Annotated in this window: 14 protein-coding genes; 6 read left to right on the plus strand and 8 right to left on the minus strand. The window is 68.7% G+C overall.

Features of this window, described 5'->3' with window-relative positions; genetic code table 11:
• Positions 1-15 precede the first annotated feature (15 nt).
• Positions 16-933, minus strand: coding sequence for a sugar phosphate isomerase/epimerase family protein (locus FHX50_RS04085; RefSeq protein ID WP_183374698.1), 918 nt, complete (start codon positions 931-933; stop codon positions 16-18).
• Between the two features lie 43 nt (positions 934-976).
• Here FHX50_RS04085 and FHX50_RS04090 point away from each other — a divergent pair, with 43 nt between their 5' ends.
• Positions 977-1591 (plus strand): thymidine kinase, encoded by a 615-nt coding sequence (locus FHX50_RS04090; protein ID WP_183374700.1) that lies wholly within the window; start codon positions 977-979, stop codon positions 1589-1591.
• 29 nt (positions 1592-1620) lie between these two features.
• A complete protein-coding gene (gene pdxY / locus FHX50_RS04095) occupies positions 1621-2472 on the plus strand; it encodes a pyridoxal kinase PdxY (protein WP_183374702.1) in 852 nt (283 codons plus the stop codon).
• Positions 2473-2597: 125 nt separating this feature from the next.
• On the opposite strand, the gene FHX50_RS04100 is transcribed toward pdxY, so the two are convergent.
• Complete coding sequence (locus tag FHX50_RS04100) at positions 2598-3944, minus strand: glyceraldehyde-3-phosphate dehydrogenase (RefSeq protein ID WP_246370779.1); 1347 nt, start codon at positions 3942-3944, stop codon at positions 2598-2600.
• Positions 3945-4258: 314 nt separating this feature from the next.
• Between FHX50_RS04100 and FHX50_RS04105 the strand changes: the two genes are divergently transcribed.
• Complete coding sequence (locus FHX50_RS04105) at positions 4259-7675, plus strand: bifunctional proline dehydrogenase/L-glutamate gamma-semialdehyde dehydrogenase (protein WP_183375349.1); 3417 nt, start codon at positions 4259-4261, stop codon at positions 7673-7675.
• A gap of 130 nt (positions 7676-7805) precedes the next feature.
• Here the strand turns inward: FHX50_RS04105 and FHX50_RS04110 are convergent, their stop codons facing one another.
• Positions 7806-9179, minus strand: a complete 1374-nt coding sequence (locus FHX50_RS04110) for a UTP--glucose-1-phosphate uridylyltransferase (protein ID WP_183374706.1) — start codon at positions 9177-9179, stop codon at positions 7806-7808.
• A 48-nt stretch (positions 9180-9227) separates the two neighbouring features.
• On the opposite strand from FHX50_RS04110, the gene metG reads away from it, so the two are divergent.
• Both metG and FHX50_RS04120 read left to right on the plus strand, forming a co-directional pair.
• The gene (gene metG / locus FHX50_RS04115) at positions 9228-11024 is read left to right on the plus strand and encodes a methionine--tRNA ligase (protein WP_183374708.1); all 1797 of its coding nucleotides are present in this window, start codon (positions 9228-9230) and stop codon (positions 11022-11024) included.
• Entirely contained in the window at positions 11021-11725 is a 705-nt protein-coding gene (locus FHX50_RS04120; RefSeq protein WP_183374710.1) for a sirohydrochlorin chelatase, read from the plus strand. Before metG ends, FHX50_RS04120 begins: the two co-directional genes overlap by 4 nt.
• On the opposite strand, the gene FHX50_RS04125 is transcribed toward FHX50_RS04120, so the two are convergent.
• Genes FHX50_RS04125 through nirB form a run of 3 tightly spaced genes read right to left on the minus strand, consistent with a single transcriptional unit; the run spans position 11712 to position 16389 of the window.
• Complete coding sequence (locus FHX50_RS04125; RefSeq protein WP_183374712.1) at positions 11712-12647, minus strand: uroporphyrinogen-III synthase; 936 nt, start codon at positions 12645-12647, stop codon at positions 11712-11714. The two genes, FHX50_RS04120 and FHX50_RS04125, sit on opposite strands and share 14 nt — an antisense overlap.
• A 14-nt stretch (positions 12648-12661) precedes the next feature.
• Entirely contained in the window at positions 12662-13699 is a 1038-nt protein-coding gene (gene cobA / locus FHX50_RS04130; RefSeq protein WP_183374714.1) for a uroporphyrinogen-III C-methyltransferase, read from the minus strand.
• Positions 13696-16389 carry a nitrite reductase large subunit NirB gene (nirB, locus tag FHX50_RS04135; RefSeq protein WP_183374716.1) on the minus strand — a complete coding sequence of 898 codons (2694 nt, stop codon included), beginning with the start codon at positions 16387-16389 and terminating at the stop codon, positions 13696-13698. Before nirB ends, cobA begins: the two co-directional genes overlap by 4 nt.
• 177 nt (positions 16390-16566) lie before the next feature.
• On the opposite strand from nirB, the gene nirD reads away from it, so the two are divergent.
• A complete protein-coding gene (gene nirD, locus FHX50_RS04140) occupies positions 16567-16950 on the plus strand; it encodes a nitrite reductase small subunit NirD (protein WP_239374651.1) in 384 nt (127 codons plus the stop codon).
• Between the two features lie 59 nt (positions 16951-17009).
• Here the strand turns inward: nirD and FHX50_RS04145 are convergent, their stop codons facing one another.
• Complete coding sequence (locus tag FHX50_RS04145; RefSeq protein WP_246370653.1) at positions 17010-17660, minus strand: DNA-3-methyladenine glycosylase I; 651 nt, start codon at positions 17658-17660, stop codon at positions 17010-17012.
• Complete coding sequence (locus FHX50_RS04150; protein WP_183374720.1) at positions 17644-18507, minus strand: siderophore-interacting protein; 864 nt, start codon at positions 18505-18507, stop codon at positions 17644-17646. The genes FHX50_RS04145 and FHX50_RS04150 overlap by 17 nt, the downstream gene beginning before the upstream one ends.
• Positions 18508-18580 lie beyond the last annotated feature (73 nt).

Here is an 18580-nt window from a genome sequence, read left to right on the forward strand (position 1 = left end):
GGTGCAGAAATCCCATCACTCGAAGGCATGGTGACCGAGCTCGCGTCGGGCGAACGCCAATGACCTCTCGATCGCCGGCATCTTCGCGTCCAAGCGGCGCCCCTTGCCGGTGCTGATCTCCACCACGATCGAGCCGTACCACTCCGTGATGGCGAGGTGCCGCAGAACCTCGGCGGCGGGCTGCTTGCCCTCCCCCGGCACCAGGTGCTCGTCCTTCATGCTGTGCCCGTTGCCGTCGGTGAGGTGCAGATGCGCCAGCCGGTCCCCCACCCGCTGCACCATCGCGAGCGAGTCGTCTCCGGCGGTGGAGGCGTGGGAGAGGTCGATCGTGACGTGGGCGAAGTCCTGGTCGGTCGGGTCGTGGTCCGGGGCGTATACGAGGACTTCGCGCACGCCGAGGCGCCAGGGGTACATGTTCTCCACCGCGATCTCCACGCCGTAGCGCTTCTCGAGGTCGCGCACGATCTGCTCGAACCGCGCGGCGTACTTCCCCTGCCAGCGGAACGGCGGGTGGGCCACGACCGTCGGCACGCCGAGCTCCGCGGCGAGCGCCGCGGACCCCGCCAGCTTGCGGCGCTGATTGAGGCCGCCGACGAACTGCAGCAGGAACAGGGTCGGGGCGTGCAGCGACAGGATCGGCATGTCGTAGCGGGCGACCAGGTCACGCAGGTGCTCGGCGTCGTGCGTGCACCTTTCGTGCGAGAGCATCACCTCGACGCCGTCGTACCCGGCCCCCTGCGCAGCTCGGAACGTGTCCTCGAGCCCCAGGGGGAACACCGACGACGTGGACAGCCCCACCGGGATACGGCGGTTCACCTCGTGCCGCTGCAGAGCGTCCAGCTGCGGGCGGTTGCGGTCCCGCCACGCCGACGAGGCGCGCCTGGCCTGGTTCGGGCGGCTGATCCGCCTCCGGGGTGTGGAGTCGTCGGGCATGGCACCGAAGCTAGCAAGTCGGGGTGAACTAGAGTTGTGAGGCATGGCCAAGCTGCACTTCAAATACGGCGCGATGAACTCCGGCAAGTCCGACACCCTCATCAAGACCGCCTTCAACTACGAAGAGCGCGGCCTGAGCACCCTCACCGTGAAGCCCGCTGTGGACACCAAGGGCGATGACTGGGTCGTGGCGCGCGCCGGCAGCCGCCGCCGCGTTGACCTGCTGGTGGAGGAGGGCGAGGATCTGCGCCGCATGATCCACGACGCCGCCGCGCAGCTCAGCAGCCCCCTTGCCTGCATCCTCGTGGACGAGTCGCAGTTCCTCACCTCCGCGCAGATCGACCAGCTGTTCCTCGTCGCGAAGCTCGATGACATCTCCGTGATCTGCTATGGGCTGCGCACCGACTTCCGCACCGCGCAGTTCCCCGGCTCCTCACGGCTGTTCGAGGTGGCCGACAACTTCGAGAAGCTGCCCACGATGTGCCGGTGCGGCTCCCAGGCCGAGTTCAACTGCCGATCGGTGGGCGGCCGTTTCGTGTTCGAGGGCGACCAGGTCGCGATCGACTCCGGCGCCGGCGGCACCGTCACCTACGAATCGCTGTGCGGCCGCTGCTACCTTCAGGAGCGCTCCCGCGCCGCCGGTCCCGCCATGTTCTGACCGCGCACCGGGGGTGTAACAATGAGGGCATGAAGATTCTGTCCATCCAGTCCTCCGTCGCCTACGGCCATGTCGGCAACAGCGCGGCCGTCTTCCCCCTGCAGCGCCTCGGCCACGAAGTGTGGCCCGTCAGCACCGTGCTGTTCTCCAACCACACGGGGTGGGGCTCCTGGCGCGGCCCCGTGGTGGACGCCGACGATGTCCACGAGGTCATCCTCGGCATGGAGGACCGCGGCGCCCTCTCCGAGGTCGATCTGGTCCTGTCCGGCTACCAGGGCTCGAGCGCCATCTCCGAGGTCATCATCGACGCCGCGAACCGGGTGCGCGCCGCGAACCCGAACGCCACCTACACCGCTGACCCGGTGATGGGGAACAAGAACTCCGGCTGCTTCGTGGCCGATGACATCCCGCCGCTGCTGCGCTCGAAGGTGATCCCCGCCGCGGACCTCATCACTCCCAACCAGTTCGAACTGGGCTACCTCACCGAGACCGACCCGACCGATCTGGAGTCCACGCTCGCGTCCGTGGACCGTGCGTTCGAGATGGGCCCGTCGGCCGTGCTCGTCACTTCCGTGTTCCGCCCGGACCGCGAGGCCGACACCCTCGAGATGCTGTTCGCCGACCAGGACGGCGCCTGGATCGTGCAGACCCCGCACCTGCCCACCAAGCGCAACGGATCCGGTGACGTCACCGCGGCCCTGTTCTCCGCACACTACCGCTCCGGCGCAACCCCGGAGGAGTCGCTGGAGCGCACCGCCTCGGCCGTGTTCGACCTGCTGACCGACACGGAGGAGAAGGGCGCGCCGGAGCTGCTGCTGGTGGAGAACCAGGAGCGCTATGTGAACCCGCGCGACCAGTTCACCGCCCGCCGCGTCCGCTGACCGGTCCGCACAGGGACCGACCCCGCACAGGGAAGGGCCCCGTCGGCGCTGAGGAGGTCTCCTCGGCCGACGGGGCCCTTCGTCATCTCACCCCAGCCCTGCGGGCAGTGCGGTGAGACGACCGGTCACATCTGCTCGGCCATGTGCTCCAGCACGCGGATCACCTGCGAGGAGTAGCCGAACTCGTTGTCGTACCAGACGTACAGCACGAGGCTGTTGTCCTCAGCGATGGTCGCGAGGCCGTCCACGACGCCGGCGCGCTTGGAGCCGACGAAGTCGGTGGAGACGACCTCGGAGGACGCGATGTAGTCGATCTGGTTGCGCAGCTCGCCGGTGAGGGACTCGGCGCGCATGTCGGCGTTGACCTCGTCGCGGTCGACCGGCTTCTCCAACGTCAGGTTCAGCACCGCAAGGGAGACGTCCGGCGTGGGCACGCGGATGGCGTTGCCGGACAGCTTGCCCTCGAGCTCCGGGAGGGCCTTGGAGACGGCCTTCGCAGCACCGGTCTCGGTGATGACCATGTTGAGCGCGGCGGAGCGGCCGCGGCGCGGGCCCTTGTGGAAGTTGTCGATGAGGTTCTGGTCGTTGGTGTAGGAGTGCACGGTCTCCACGTGGCCGCGGACGATGCCGTAGGTGTCGTTGAGCTTCTTCAGCACCGGGGTGATGGCGTTGGTGGTGCAGCTCGCAGCGGACACGATGCGGGTGTCCGGGGTGATCTGCTCGTGGTTGATGCCGAACACCACGTTCGGCAGATCGCCCTTGCCGGGCGCGGTCAGCAGCACTCGGCCCACACCGGTGGACTTCAGGTGCTCGGCGAGACCGGCCTCGTCGCGCCAGCGGCCGGTGTTGTCCACCACGATGGCGTTGTTGATGCCGTACTCGGTGTAGTCCACGGATGCCGGGTCGGAGGAGTAGATGACCTGGATGCGGGTGCCGTTGGCGATGATCGCGTTGGAGTCCTTGTCCACGGAGATCGTGCCGTCGAACTTGCCGTGCACGGAGTCGCGGCGCAGCAGGCTGGCGCGCTTCTGCAGGTCATCCTCACCGTTCTTTCGGACCACGATGGCCTTCAGGCGCAGGCCCGCGCCGGAGCCCTGGTGGGCGATGAGGATGCGGGCCAGGAGACGGCCGATGCGGCCGAAGCCGTACAGGACCACGTCAGTGGGCTGCTGCGGGGCGCGGTTCTCGGCCTTCTCGAAGTACTCCAGGGCGGCTTCGCGCACGTCCTTGCCGTCACGGTAGGCGGCGCGGATCAGGCGGCCGAGGTCCAGCGGGATCCCGGTGACGTCCTTCTCACGGGCGAGTTCGAGCACGGCGAGGGTGTCCTCCACCTTCGCTTCGCCGTTCTCGATGCGGCGGGCCCAGCGGTGGGCCTTGAGGATGTCGGTTCCGGACTTGTTGATCAGAGTGCGACCGAAGATGTGGGGCTTCACATCCTTCTCGCGGTAGAGCCCGCCGATCAGCGGGATCATGCTTTCGGCGATCGCCACACGGCGGAGCCAATCGTTGTGGACCTGGTCAGCGCTGGCGGATGCGTTGCTCACGCGGTGTTCCTCCTTGAACAGCAAGTGGTGCTCGGACAGTCGGCATCGACTGTCTCCGGATACCATTGTGCCCGAGTCCGATCGAATGCACCCATAGAGGTGACACAGCCCGCAGGGCTGCGCGTGACGCAGTCCGCACTCCTCGGGCTGGGCTCGAATAGGGGGAGTGCCCCTATTGTTGGATCGAGAGCGCCGCCCGGCGCCCTCTTGTCTACGGTGAGGAGAAGACAGAGTTGTCCACCATGCCCCGATCCGGCCGCCGCGCCGATCAGCCCGCTGCTATGGCCGGCGCCGTCACCGAACAGGTGCGCACCTGGGTGCAGGATGCAGCCCGTCTGCCCGTTCCTTCACAGGCGAAGATGCTCGCCGATGTTCTCGCCGACCCCAAGGGCCTCGAGTTCACCGTCGGATTCGTCGACCTCGTGATCCGCACGGAGGATCCTCGCGCCGCCGCGCACCATCTGCGCCACCTCGCCCAGGACCCGCCGAAGTTCCTGACCGGTCCCCTGCGCTCCATCGTGCAGCTCGGCTCCACCGCGTCGTACATCACGCCGCGCACCACGGTGCTGATCGCCGGTGAGGTCATGCGCCGCATGGTCTCGCACCTCATCCTCGATGCCCGCGACCCACAGCTGGGCCGCGCCATTCAGCGCTTCCGCGATCAGGGTGTGAACCTCAACATCAACCTGCTCGGCGAGGCCGTGCTCGGCGCCCGTGAGGCGAACCGCCGGTTGGAGGGCGTGCACCGCCTGATCCTGCGCGATGACGTCGACTACTGCTCCATCAAGATCTCCTCCATCGTGGACCACATGTCCCTGTGGGGCGCAGACATCACGATCGAGAAGATCCTCGAGAACCTGAAGCCGCTCTATTTCGATGCGGCGCGTCAGGCGAAGCCGACCTTCATCAACATGGACATGGAGGAGTACAAGGACCTCGAGCTCACCCTCGAGGTGTTCGAGCGCCTGCTGTCCATGCCGGAGCTGAAGGACCTGTACGCCGGCATCGTGCTGCAGGCCTACCTGCCGGATGCCGCTGCCGCGATGGAGCGCGTGCAGGCGTTCGCTGCCCGCCGCGTCGCCGAGGGCGGTGCCCCGATCAAGGTGCGCCTGGTGAAGGGTGCGAACCTGCCGATGGAACAGGTGGAGGCGTCCGTGCACGGCCTGGAGCTCGCCACCTTCCACACCAAGGAGGAGTCGGACGCCCAGTACAAGCGCGTGCTGCGCTGGGCCCTGACCGAGGAGCGGCTGAAGAACGTTCATCTCGGCATCGCCGGCCACAACCTGTTCGACATCGCCTACGCGCACCTGCTGATGAAGGAGCGCGGACTCGAGGGCTCGGACGCCGTTGAGTTCGAGATGCTGGCGGGCATGGCCCCGGGCCAGCAGCAGGTGGTCCGCGAGACCGTCGGCTCGATGCGCCTGTACGTGCCGGTCGTGCACCCCAAGGAGTTCGACGTCGCTGTCTCCTACCTGGTGCGGCGCCTCGAGGAGAACGCCTCCTCGGACAACTTCATGTCCGCCGTGTTCGAACTGGACTCCAGCGAGGCTCTGTTCCAGCGCGAGCAGAAGCGCTTCGAGGCCGCTCTGCGCCGCTCCTTCGAGGAGGAGGCGCCGGTGCGTCACCGCATGGGTGACCGCGCCGCGGAGAAGCCGGCCGACGGGTCCCGCATCCCGCTCGGCTCCGCCGCCATCCCGTCCACCCCGGGGAAGTTCCTCAACACCCCGGACACCGACATGACCACCGCCGCGAACCAGGAGTGGGCGCGTCAGCTGCTGCCGCGCATCGCCGACTCCACCCTCGGCGTCGTCGAGGCGGAGGCCGCCCGCGTGGACAGCGAGAAGGAGGTCCACGACATCATCTCCGGCGCGCTGCGCGCCCAGGAGGCATGGGCCGCTCGTCCGATGTCCGAGCGTGCGAACCTGCTGCGCGAATGCGCCCGGGTCCTCGCCGAGCACCGTGCCGAGCTGCTGGAGGTGGCCGCGTCCGAGACCGGCAAGACCTTCGAGCAGGGAGACCCGGAGGTCTCCGAGGCGATCGACTTCGCGCTGTACTACGCGGACAACGCCGAGGACCTGGCGAGCCGCGACGACATCGTGTTCGAAGCGCGCCCGCTGACCCTGGTCACCCCGCCGTGGAACTTCCCGATCGCGATCCCGTGCGGCTCCATCGTGTCCGCCCTGGTCACCGGTTCCGCCGTGGTTGTGAAGCCGGCTCCGCAGGCGATGCGCACCGGCGCCTACCTGGTGCGCCTGCTGCACGAGGCGGGCATCCCCGAGGATGTTCTGCGCCTGGTGGACGTGCCGGAGAACGAGATCGGTCAGGCCCTCATCGGTGATGAGCGCATCGACCAGATCATCCTCACCGGCGCGTACGAGACCGCGAAGCTGTTCGCCCGCTTCAACCCGCTGGCGAAGATCAAGGCGGAGACCTCCGGCAAGAACGCGATCATCGTGACGCCGCACGCCGACCTCGACCTCGCCGCCTACGACGTCGCCCACAGCGCCTTCGGGCACGCCGGCCAGAAGTGCTCCGCAGCTTCGCTCGTCATCACCGTGGGCAGCGTGGAGCGCTCCCGCCGCTTCCAGTCGCAGCTGGCGGATGCCGTGCTGTCCCTGCGGGTCGGCTGGCCGACGGATCCCACCGTCGAGATGGGCCCCGTCATCGAGAAGCCCGGCGAGAAGCTGGAGCGCGGCCTCACCGTCCTCGGCGAGGGCGAGAAGTGGCTCGCGAAGCCGGAGCAGCTGGATGAGACCGGTCGCCTCTTCTCCCCCGGTGTGCGCACCGGTGTGAAGAAGGGCAGCGAGTTCCACCGCACGGAGTACTTCGGCCCGATCCTCGGCGTGATGCACGCTGACACCCTTGATGAGGCGATCGAGATCCAGAACGGCACCGATTACGGTCTGACCGCTGGTCTGCATTCGCTGGAGCCCGCTGAGATCGCCGAATGGGCTTCCCGCGTGGAGGCGGGCAACCTGTACATCAACCGCGGCATCACCGGTGCGATCGTGGAGCGTCAGTCGTTCGGCGGCTGGAAGCGCTCCGCCATCGGCCCGACCGCGAAGGCGGGCGGCCCGAACTACCTGATGCACCTCATGGTGGGCAGCGACCCCGTTGAGGGCGAGCGCGATGCCGCCTGGCTGGAGAAGGCGAAGAAGTCCGACATCGAGAACTGGTCGACCTTCTACGCCCCGAAGGACGTGCAGCAGCTGCACGGCGAGATCAACGTGATGAAGTACCGCCCGGTGGAGATGCTGATCCGCGTCGGCGGCAAGGTCACCGAGTTCGAGGTGGAGCGTGTGCTGCACGCCGCCAAGACCGTCGGCGCGACCGTATCCGTGTCGGTCCCGGAGCAGTTCGCCTCCCAGGTCCCCACCGACCACCCGGGCGTGGAGGTCGTCACCGAGTCCGCTGCGGCTCTGGCGGCGCGCCTGCGCACCGCACCGATCTACCGCGTCCGCGCCATCGGCGGTGTGGAGCCGGAGATCCGCGAGGCGATCAACCTCCGCCCGGAGGTCGCCCTGTTCGATCACGCAGTGGTGCAGTCCGGTCGCGCCGAGCTGATCAGCTACGTGCATGAGCAGGCGGTCAGCGCCACCAACCACCGATACGGCAACCCGCTGCCGTACGACCTGGAGAAGATCATCCGCGAGGTCTGATCCTCCGTCGGTCAGCCTCGCTGACGAACAGAAGCGGCGGCCGTCCCCTCGTGGGGACGGCCGCCGCTCGTCGCATCTGCGCCGCGCAGCCCTGCGGGTTCGCGCAGGCTCAGCGCGTCATGTCACGCGGTCATTGGCCCAGCACGGTCCCGTCGGCCACCTGACCGCCCTCGGCGCCGAGGCGCCCCTCACCGCGGACCACTACGTCCGCGCCGAACGTCCAGTCACCCTCCACGGTCAGGCGGGACGCCTCCTTCATGGACGGCACACCATGCGGGAAGCGGGCATCGAAGTCACCGATCAGCTTGTAGTCATCGCTCAGCGTCACCAGCGGCACCGTGTCCACCGCCTTGCGCAGCGCGAGGTCATCGGTGAGGGAGTAGGCGTCGGAACGGATCAGCAGCAGATCGCTGGTGGCCTTCACCGGCAGGAACCGGGCCCGATCCACCACGATCGCGGTCGCGCCCTCGAACACTTCGATCGCGGCGCCCATCGCGGACTCGATCTGGTAGACGGGCGTGCTGGACTTGTCGCCCGGGTCCACGGTCTTCTCATTGCGGATCAGCGGCAGGCCCATCACGCCCCCGCGCTCATCCAGGATCTCCTGCAGGCGCACCAGATCGAACCACAGGTTGTTGGTGTGGAAGAACGGGTGGCGGTCCTCGTCGGTGAAGAAGTCCATTTCGTCCGCCGGGGTCTGCGCGGTGTCGCGGAGGATGAGGCGGCCGTCCTCCTTGCGCACGGCCAGGTGGCCGCCCTTGCGGTCCGCTGCGGTGCGTCGGCACAGCTCCGCGGCGTAGGGGGCACCGGAGGCGGCGAACCAGCCGGCGAGCTCGGGGGACGGCTCGGCGCCGAGGTTGTCCGAGTTGGAGACGCAGGCGTAGCGGAAGCCCGCATCGATCAGCTGGGTGAGCACACCCGAGGCGAACAGAGCGGTGTAGATGTCGCCGTGACCGGGCGGGCACCATTCGAGGCTCGGGTCCGCCTCCCACTCCACCGGGGTGAGGTCGTCCTGGCGGAGCTTCGGCTCCTTGTTCTGCAGGAAGTCCAGCGGCAGCCCCTCCACGGCGAGGTTCGGGTACTGCTCGAGGACCTCGAGGGTGTCCTCGCGGGTGCGGAAGGAGTTCATGAACAGCAGGGGCAGGCGGGCGCCGGTGCGCTCCCGCGCCGACAGAACCTGCTCGGCGAGGATCTGCAGGAAGTTCTTGCCGTCGCGCACCGGAAGCAGGGTCTTCGCCTTGTCCAGGCCCATCGACGTGCCCAGCCCGCCGTTGAGCTTGATCACCACGAGCTTCGAGAACGCGTCGGCCGCGTCGTCCTCGCTGACGGTCTCATCGGCGAGCTTCGGCGGGTTCAGGTACGGCTCGATGGTGTCCTCGGGGATCTGGCCGGTGGTGCCCTCCTCGAGCTGGCGGTAGAAATCGGAGAACACGCTGATGGCGGCTTCGGGGACGGAGGCCTCGCGCATCTTCCGCTGGGCGTGGGAAAGACCTTGTTCACTCATACCGCCATCCTACTGAGCGCAGGTGAGGACGCCTCGTAGACTGGGCCTATGAGCAGAGTTCTTTCAGCAGTCGCCTGGCCGTATGCGAACGGCCCCCGCCATATCGGTCATGTCGCCGGCTTCGGAGTCCCATCCGATGTGTTCTCGCGCTACATGCGCATGGCGGGTCATGACGTGCTGATGGTCTCCGGCACGGACGAGCACGGCACGCCCATCCTCGTCGCCGCCGATTCTGAGGGCGTGAGCGCTCGGGAGCTCGCCGACCGCAACAACCGGATCATCGTGGAGGACCTGGTGCAGCTGGGCCTGTCCTACGACCTGTTCACCCGCACCACCACGGTCAACCACTACTCCGTGGTGCAGGAGATGTTCCGCGCTGTGCGGGACAACGGCTACATGATCGAGCAGACCACGCACGGCGCCATCTCCCCCTCAACCGGCCGCACCCTCCCTGACCGCTACATCGAGGGCACCTGCCCGATCTGCGGGACCGACGGCGCCCGGGGCGACCAGTGCGACGCCTGCGGCAATCAGCTCGACCCCACCGACCTCATCAACCCGCATTCGCGGATCAACGGCGAGACCCCGCAGTTCATCGAAACCCAGCACTGGTTCCTGGACCTGCCGTCGCTGGCGGAGGAGCTGGGACGCTGGCTGGACCAGCGGGAGAGGACCGGCCTGTGGCGGCCGAACGTGATCCGCTTCAGCCAGAACTTCCTGAAGGAGATCCGCCCGCGCGCCATCACGCGCGACATCGACTGGGGCATCCCGGTGCCGGGTTGGGAGGACCAGCCCACCAAGCGCCTGTACGTCTGGTTCGATGCGGTCATCGGCTACCTCTCCGCTTCCATCGAATGGGCCCGTCGCAGCGGCGATTCGGACGCGTGGAGGAAGTGGTGGAACGATCCCGAGGCCCTGTCCTACTACTTCATGGGCAAGGACAACATCGTCTTCCATTCCCAGATCTGGCCGGCGGAGCTCATCGCCCACAACGGTGAGGGCGCCAAGGGCGGCTCCCCCGGTGTGTACGGGGAGCTGAACCTCCCCACCGAGGTGGTCTCCAGTGAGTTCCTCACCATGGAGGGCAAGAAGTTCTCCTCGTCCAAGGGCGTGGTCATCTACGTGCGGGACATCCTCTCCCGCTACCAGCCGGATGCGCTGCGGTACTTCATTTCGGCGGCGGGTCCGGAGAACAACGACGCGGACTTCACCTGGAGCGAGTTCGTCTCCCGCACCAACAACGAACTGGTCGCCGGCTGGGGCAACCTGGTGAACCGCACCGCAGCGATGATCGCGAAGAACGTCGGCGAGATCCCCGCCGCCGGCGAGATGGAGCAGATCGACCTCGACCTGCTGGCGAAGATCCGCAACGGATTCGACACCGTCGGCGATCTGATCGCGCACCACCATCAGCGCTCCGCCATCAACGAGATCATGCGTCTGGTCGGCGAAGCGAACGGGTACGTCTCCGCGACCGAGCCCTTCAAGATGAAGGCGGAGGAGCAGCGTCCGCGCCTGCTGACCGTGCTGCACACGCTCGCCCAGGCCGTCACGGACCTGAACACGATGATCTCGCCGTTCCTGCCGCACTCCTCCAACGAGGTGGAGAAGGCCCTCGGCGGGGACCGCGTGGTCGCGCCGATGCCGCGCATGGAGGATGTGGACGACCTCGACGGCGGTCCCGGCTATCCGATCATCACCGGCGACTATTCGGACGTGCCCGCTTGGGGCCACCGCCCGGTCACCGTCGGCGCCCCGGTTGCGAAGCCGAAGCCGATCTTCCAGAAGCTGGACCCGTCGATCGTGGATGAGGAGCTGGAGCGGCTCGGCGTGAGCGACGCATGAGCGAGCCCCTGTTGCTGGCGATCGCGCACGGATCCCGCCTGGACTCCGCTGTCACCGCCACCCAGGACATCGCCCGCTCCGCGGCCCGCATCGCCGGCGCCCCCTTCGCTGACGCGTACCTGGACCTCGCGGAGCCGTCCGTGCAGGCGCGTGCCGCGGAGCTGGCGGCGAACCAGTGCCCGGGAGCGATCGCGGTGCCGCTGCTGTTCACGGAGGCGTTCCACGCCACCTCCGATGTTCCGGCAGCACTGAATGAGGCGCAGGCGGCGACGGGTCTGCCGATCCACCGCGCCGGCATCATCGGCACCGGTGACGATGTGCTCGCGGTCCTCGCGGACCAGGCACGGGCCCACACCTCACCGGGTCGCGAGGACTCCCCTGTTGTGCTGCTGGCGGTGGGATCCTCACACGAGCAGGCGAACGCCGCGGTGGCGGACCTCGCGGACCGGCTGGGCGCTGCCCTGGGCCGACGGGTGCGGGCGGGGTTCGCGACCTGTGCTCCGCGAGCGGCGGACATGATCACCGCGGACGAGCCGGGCCTGCTGCTGCCGCTGTTCACGGCGCCCGGTCTGCTGCTCGAGCGCACCGCGGCATCGGCCGCCGCAGCCGGTTGGGACACCGCCGGGCACCTCGGCGCAGCGCTCGGTCCGGTGGTGGCGCAGCGCTATCTGGACTGCGCTGCCGCCCTCAGCGCCGACTGACCCGTTCGGGCAGCTGCTCGGCCATGAGCTGGATCATCGCACCCATGCGCTGACGCTGAGGCGCGATCGGGGTGATCCCTTCGGCTTCGAGGGGCTCCGCGGTGACGGGGCCGACGGCGACGGCCTGCACATCGCTGCGCAGCGCATCGACGACGTCGTCGCGGCGGCCGAGTTCGTCGGCTCGGGCGAAGAGGGCATCCACGGACGGCGCGGCCGTGAACGTCACCGCGTCGATGCGGCGCAGGCAGATACCGCTGACCAGTTCGTCGACGGGGTCCAGCTCCTCCGGCGGCTCCCACCGGTAGGGCGCCACCACCACGAGGTCGTGCCCCTCCCCCTCATCGGCGAGCCGGGTGAGGACATCGGGGTGGATGTAGCCGTGGCGCTGCAGGCCGACGGGGCCCGCGGGGACGCCTTCGGCGAGGGCGACGTCGACCATCGATGCGGACGTCTCCAACGGTGCGGCCGGTGCGTCGGGCAGGCCGCGGCCCCGGACAGCGCCGCGGGCCTTCGCACCGCGGCAGATGATGCGCGTGTCGGCGAGGTAGGCCATGGCGGCCTGCGCGAGATCGGGGTCGGCGCTGCTGAGGGCGTCGAGCCACGCAGTGAAGCCCTGTGCCGTGGTGACGAAGAACAGTGCGGGACGCACGTCCAGCAGGCGGCGCGTGTCGGTGAGCAGCTGGGCGTCGGCACCCGTCGGCACGATCCTCATGGTGGGGGCGAGCAGGACGTCGGCGCCGCGGCGGCGCAGGGCATCGGCCTGGTCATCGGCGCGTCGGCTCGCCGTCACCGCGATCCGCAGGCCCGCCAGCGGCTGCTGCGTGCCCTGTGCGGTCGTGGGTCCCGGTGCGGCCGACGGGTCCGCCGATCCCGCGTTGCCGGCGGCGGTAGGCGGTGTCTGCTGGGCGTGGTCGGTGGGCATGCCGTCTCCTTCTCTCAGAGGCCGTCGGTGATGTCCGCGGTGGTGGTGTGCAGTCCCGCCACCTCACCGATCACGATGATCGACGGGCTCGTCAGGCCGGCGTCGGCGGCGTCCTGCGCAACAGCGGCGAGGGTGCTGTGGCAGCGTGCCTCATCGCCATGGAATCCGCGGTGGATGACGGAGGCGGGCGTGGCCGGATCCAGTCCGGCCTCCAGCAGGGCTCGCTGGGTGAGCGGCAGAGTGCCCATGCCCATGAGGATCATGACGGAGCCGCCCAGCTGCACGAGCGCTGCGGCTTCTGCGCCGTCGATCGCTTCGTGGCCGGAGATGATCGTCACCGCGCGGGTGATGCCGCGGTGGGTGGCGGGGATTCCGGCCCTCGCGGGCACCGCCAGGGCGCTGGTGATGCCGGGGACCACGTCCACGCGGATGCCGTTCTCTGCGAGGTGCTGCCATTCCTCGGATCCGCGGCCGAAGATGAACGGATCGCCGCCCTTCAGCCGGACCACACGGGCGCCGGTACGGGCGAAGACCGTCATCTGGTCGTTGATGAGCTCCTGGATCATCGAATGGTGCCCGGGCTTCTTCCCCACATCCACGATGAGGGACCCGGGGGCGAGCCGGAGGCAGTCGCCGGCGGCACCGAGACGGTCGGCGAAGATGACGTCGGCCTCCGCGATGGCGCGCATGGCGGCCAGAGTGAGCAGCTCCGGATCGCCGGGCCCGCTGCCGACGAGCGCGACACTGCCTGGTACGGAGGGCGTCGGCCCCTCCCCCATCGGTTCGCCGCTGCGCGGCGCTTCTTCGCGGATGGTGATGGTGCCGAAATCGCGCGTCGCCCACTGCAGCACGGTGTCCTGCAGCCCCTGTTCACGGGCGAGGGCGTCGAAGCGCTGCGCGCGCCGCTGGGGCTCATCCGTGTCGAGGATGACGTGGGCGCCCTCAGCGGCGAACGCCTGCGCGGCCTGCCAGCTGAGGGGGCGGCCCGCCGTCTCCTGATCGACGGTCCGCCCCTGCCAGCTGCGCTCGAGGTGGAACGCGGTGGGCCTCACACTGTGCGCCCGGAGCCGATGGCTTCGCCGCGCGGTCCGCGGAACGCGATCTCGGGGCCGGAGATGAGGACCGATTCGCGCTCCTCCAGGGTGGCGGGGCGGTTCTGGTCACGTTCGGGGACGCGGGCGAACAGCGGGTCGGCGGCCTCGGGGGCGTTGATGAAGGAGCGGAAGCGGGCGAGCTTCTGGGGGTCCTTCAAGGTGGCGACCCATTCGTCCTCGTGGCCGTCCACGAACTCCTGCATCTCCTTCTCCAGTTCGTCGGCGATGCCGAGGGAGTCCTCGACGACGACGGCGTGGACGTGGTCGATGCCGCCGTCCATCGAGTCGATCCACGCAGCGGTGCGCTGCAGCTTCTCCGCGGAGCGGATGTAGTAGCCGAGGAAGCGGTCCACGAGTGAGACGAGGGTGTCGTCGTCGACGTCGGAGGCGAGCAGTTCGGCGTGGCGGGGCGAGAAGCCGCCGTTGCCGCCGACGTACAGGTTCCAGCCCTTATCTGTGGCGATCACGCCGATGTCCTTCCCACGGGCCTCCGCACATTCGCGGGCGCAGCCGGACACGCCGAGCTTGAACTTGTGCGGGGAGCGCAGGCCCTTGTAGCGCTCCTCCAGGAGGATCGCCATGGACACGGAGTCCTGCTGGCCGAAGCGGCACCAGGTGGAGCCCACGCAGCTCTTCACCGTGCGCAGGGACTTGCCGTACGCCTGGCCGGACTCCATCCCGGCGTCCACGAGCCGCTGCCAGATATGGGGCAGCTGTTCGAGGCGGGCGCCGAACAGGCCGATGCGCTGCGCGCCGGTGATCTTCGTGTACAGGTTGAAGTCGGCGGCGACTTCCGCGATGACGCGCAGACGCTCCGGAGTGATCTCACCGCCGGGGACGCGCGGCACCACGGAGTAGGTGCCGTCCTTCTGCATATTGCCGATGAATCGGTCGTTGGTGTCCTGCAGCTCGCCGAGCCCTCGGTCGAGGATGTAGCGGTCCCGCTGGGAGGCGAGGATGGAGGCGACGGTCGGCTTGCAGACGTCACAGCCGTGACCGGTGCCGTATTCCGCGATGACCTCGTCGAACGTGGAGAGGTCATTCTCCCGGATCTTCGCGTACAGCTCGGAGCGCGAGTAGTCGAAGTGCTCGCACAGCGCGGTGGACACGGCGATGCCGGCCTTCGCGAGCTGCGCGGCGAGGATCTTCTGCATGAGCGGCACGCAGGAGCCGCACTGGGTGCCGGCGTTCGTGCAGGCCTTCAGGGTGGCGATGTCGCGGGCGGGGGTCTCGAAGTCCCCCTCGCCGTTGACGGCGCACTTGATGGTGCCGGAGGTGACGTTGTTGCACGAGCAGACCACGACTTCGTCGGGGATGTCGCCGGTGTCGGGCAGCTCACCGCCGCCGGCGGCGAGGTAGGCCGACGGGTCCCCCGGCAGCTCGCGGCCGATGTAGGCGCGCAGGGTCGAGTAGTTCTCTGCGTTGCCGACGAGGATGCCACCGAGCAGGACCCGCACATCGGAGGACAGGATGAGCTTCTGGTAGATCCCCTGCGTGGGGTCGGCGAAGACGACGTCCAAGGTGTTCTTCTGGGCGCTCTTGGCATCGCCGAAGCTGGCGACGTCGATGCCGGAGAGCTTCAGCTTGGTGGAGGAGTCGGGTTCGCCGAACACGGCCTTTCCGCCGAGGAGGCGGTCGACGACCACTTCCGCCATCGTGTTGGCGGGGGCGACCAGGCCGTAGCAGCGGCCCTCCACAGCGGCCACTTCACCGATCGCCCACACCCGGTCGATGGAGGTGGCGCAGTCCTGCCCAACCATGATGCCGCCGCGCGGCCCGATCTCGAAGCCGCCGACCTTCGCGAGCTCATCGCGGGGGCGGATGCCGACGGCGAGGCAGACCAGGTCCGCAGGGATCTCGGAGCCGTCGGAGAGTCGAACGGCACGCACGTTGGAGGCGGCGCTCGCCAGCGCGTCGGCTTCGGAGGCCGACGGCTTCCGCGAGGAGATCCGCTTCTCGATGGAGTCGAGGGAGACGCCCATGTGGAGGGTGATGCCGCGCTGTTCGATGAGGCGGTTGAGCAGTCGGCCGCCGCCTTCGTCGAGCTGAGCGGGCATCAGCCAGTCGGCGAGTTCGACGAGGTGGACGTCGTACCCTTCGGCGGCGAGACCACCGGCTGCTTCGAGACCGAGAAGGCCGCCGCCGAGGACGACGGCGGAGCCGGTGCGGTTCTCGTCGGACTGCATGCCCTGCACGCAGTCGGCCATCTGGTCGACGTCGTCGACGGTGCGGTACACGAACACGCCCTTGGTGTCCCAGCCGGAGATCGGCGGGGTGAAGGCATTGGAGCCGGTGGCCATGACGAGGTGGTCGTAGCCGTAGATGGTGCCGGAGCGGGTCCGTACCTGCCGCAGCTCGGTGTCGATGGAGTTGACGCGGTCGCCGAGGACGAGGCCGACGTGCTCGTCCTCCCACAGGGTGGGGTCGCCGAGGGTGAGGTCGTAGGAGCGGTCCCAGCGCTTGGCGAGGTTGACGCGGTCGTAGGGCGCCAGGGCCTCTTCGGAGATGACGGTGACCTTGAAGCGGTCCTCGGTGTCGCGGCGGCGCATCGTCTCGGTGAAGCGGTGTGCGGCGGGTCCGCCGCCCACCACGACGACGTGCTCGACCGCCGGTTCGTTCGTGCTGTGCGCGAGAGTGTCAGTGGTCATCAACTGGCCCTTTCCCAGAGGTCTGTTCATCGCCGACGCTACCCTGAAGATCTGCGGGTCACCAGGACGAGCGTCCTGTTCGGGTCCATTCGACGGGTGGGAGGACCAGTGTCCCCGCAGCCCAGCCGCCCGGGCACGACAATGGTGGAAACAGCACCTGAGCTGAAGGAGTGTTCCATGACCGACGATCAGTGGCGCGAGGTGTGCCGGATTGACCAGTTGGAGAAGAACTGGGGCGAGGCAGCGCTGTTCGGCACCGAACAGCTCGCCGTGTTCCTCGCCTGGGACGGCCAGGTGCACATCACCTCGAACATCGATCCGCGCACGCACCAGGGCGTGATGTCGCGCGGCATCGTCGGCGACCACGAGGTGGGCGGTGAGCGCCGACCCACGATCGCGAGCCCGCTCTACAAGGAGTCCTACGATCTGGAGACCGGCGAGTGCTACACCTCGCCGAACTTCCGCCTGTCCGTGTACGACTCCCGCGTCCGCGACGGCGTCGTGGAGGTGGATCTGTCCTCCGCAACCGAGGCTGTCCGACGGGAGCTGCCGCAGCGCTGACCGAGCCCCGCCCGGCAGCTCCGGGCTCGGGCGGTTCGTTCGTCAGCAGCGGCGCCGGCTCAGCGGCGGGATCCGTCGGCCCCGAAGAGCCCCGACGCGCCGCGGCGGTGCGAGCCGACGAGGTGGGTGTCGACCAGTCCGATCGCTTCCATCAGCGCGAACACGGTGGTGGGGCCGACGAACCGGAACCCCCGTCCCTTCAGGTCGCGGGACAGCGCCCGTGACGTCTCATCCTGCGTGGGGATCTCAGCGAGGGTGCGCGGTGCGTAGGTGAGCGCCGGCTGGAACGACCAGATGTGCTCGGCGATGTCGGTTCCTTCTGTGCGCATGCGCTGGGCGATCCGCGCGTTCGTCACCGTCGCGGCGATCTTGCCGCGGTGCCGGATGATGGCGGCGTCGCTGAGCAGGCGCTGGATGTCCTCCTCCCCCATCTGGGCGACGCGGTCGACATCGAAGTCGTGGAAGGCGCGGCGGAACGCGGCGCGCTTGGTGAGGATCGTCGCCCAGCTGAGCCCCGCTTGGAAACCTTCGAGGCTGAGGCGCTCGAACACTCCCTGTTCGGTGCGCACCGGCATGCCCCATTCGGTGTCGTAGTAGGCGCGCACCATCTCGTTGGCCGTCGCCCAGGGCGGTCGGGCGCACCCGTCGGCCCCCACTACGAGGTCGGGGCCAGCGCCGACGGGACCGACGGTCTCAGAAGATCTGCCCAACGGCTTCCCTCTTCTCCGCCTGGAACTGGTCCTCGACCCGCCCGAGCGCCCAGTACGCGGAGATGGACACGTCCTCGCGGTCGAGGCCGCGCTCATTGATGAGGGACCTGCGCAGGCGCTTCGTGGCGCCGCGCTCCAGGTGGCAGAACACCTGCAGACCCCGCTCGGCGATGAGCTCCTGGGACAGCTCCAGCGATTCGACCGCCTGAACGAGCTCCTCACGGTCCCCGATGATCCACTGGATCCGCATCCCGTCGGGAGCGTCGAGGTCGAGCTGGTCCTCGGCATGCTCGAGGTGGATGAGCACCTGCCCGACTGCGTCGGCCGGCATGGCGTCCAGGGCGCTGCCGATGGCGGGCACGGCGGCGTGATCACCGATCAGCAGATGCTGGCGTGCATCGGTCCGCGGCGTGTAGCCGCCGCCGGCTCCGCTCATGGCGATCTGATCACCGGGCGTCGCGGTGCGGGCCCATTCGGAGGCGATGCCGGTGCGGCCGGGCTCGGCGTGGATCACCACGTCCAGCCACAGCTCCTGGGCGTCGTGGTCCCAGCGGCGCACCGTGTAGGTGCGCCGGGACGGCAGCAGCTCAGGGGTCTGCTCACGGATCGCGTCCATGTCGTACGGCGGGGTGAGGCCGCTGCCGGGCTGCGGCAGCAGGAGCTTCACGTACCGGTCCGCGTGCTGATTCGGGTTCAGACGTTCGATCTGGTCACCGCCCACGACGACGCGGGTCAGTCGCGGGGTGAGCGGCGTGACGGAGCGGACGGTGAGGACGGCCTGCGGGCGCGGCTTCTTCGCGGGGCGGGGGCCGGGATCGGATGCGGGGCGGGGGCTCGGAGTCGTCATGCGCCCCACCCTACGCGAGCACCCTGTTTTCGACAGTCCCAGCTTGCATAAACCGGTCAGCTACGATCGGCAG

It is taken from the genome of Helcobacillus massiliensis (assembly GCF_014191425.1).
GTDB classification, from domain to species: Bacteria; Actinomycetota; Actinomycetes; order Actinomycetales; family Dermabacteraceae; genus Helcobacillus; species Helcobacillus massiliensis.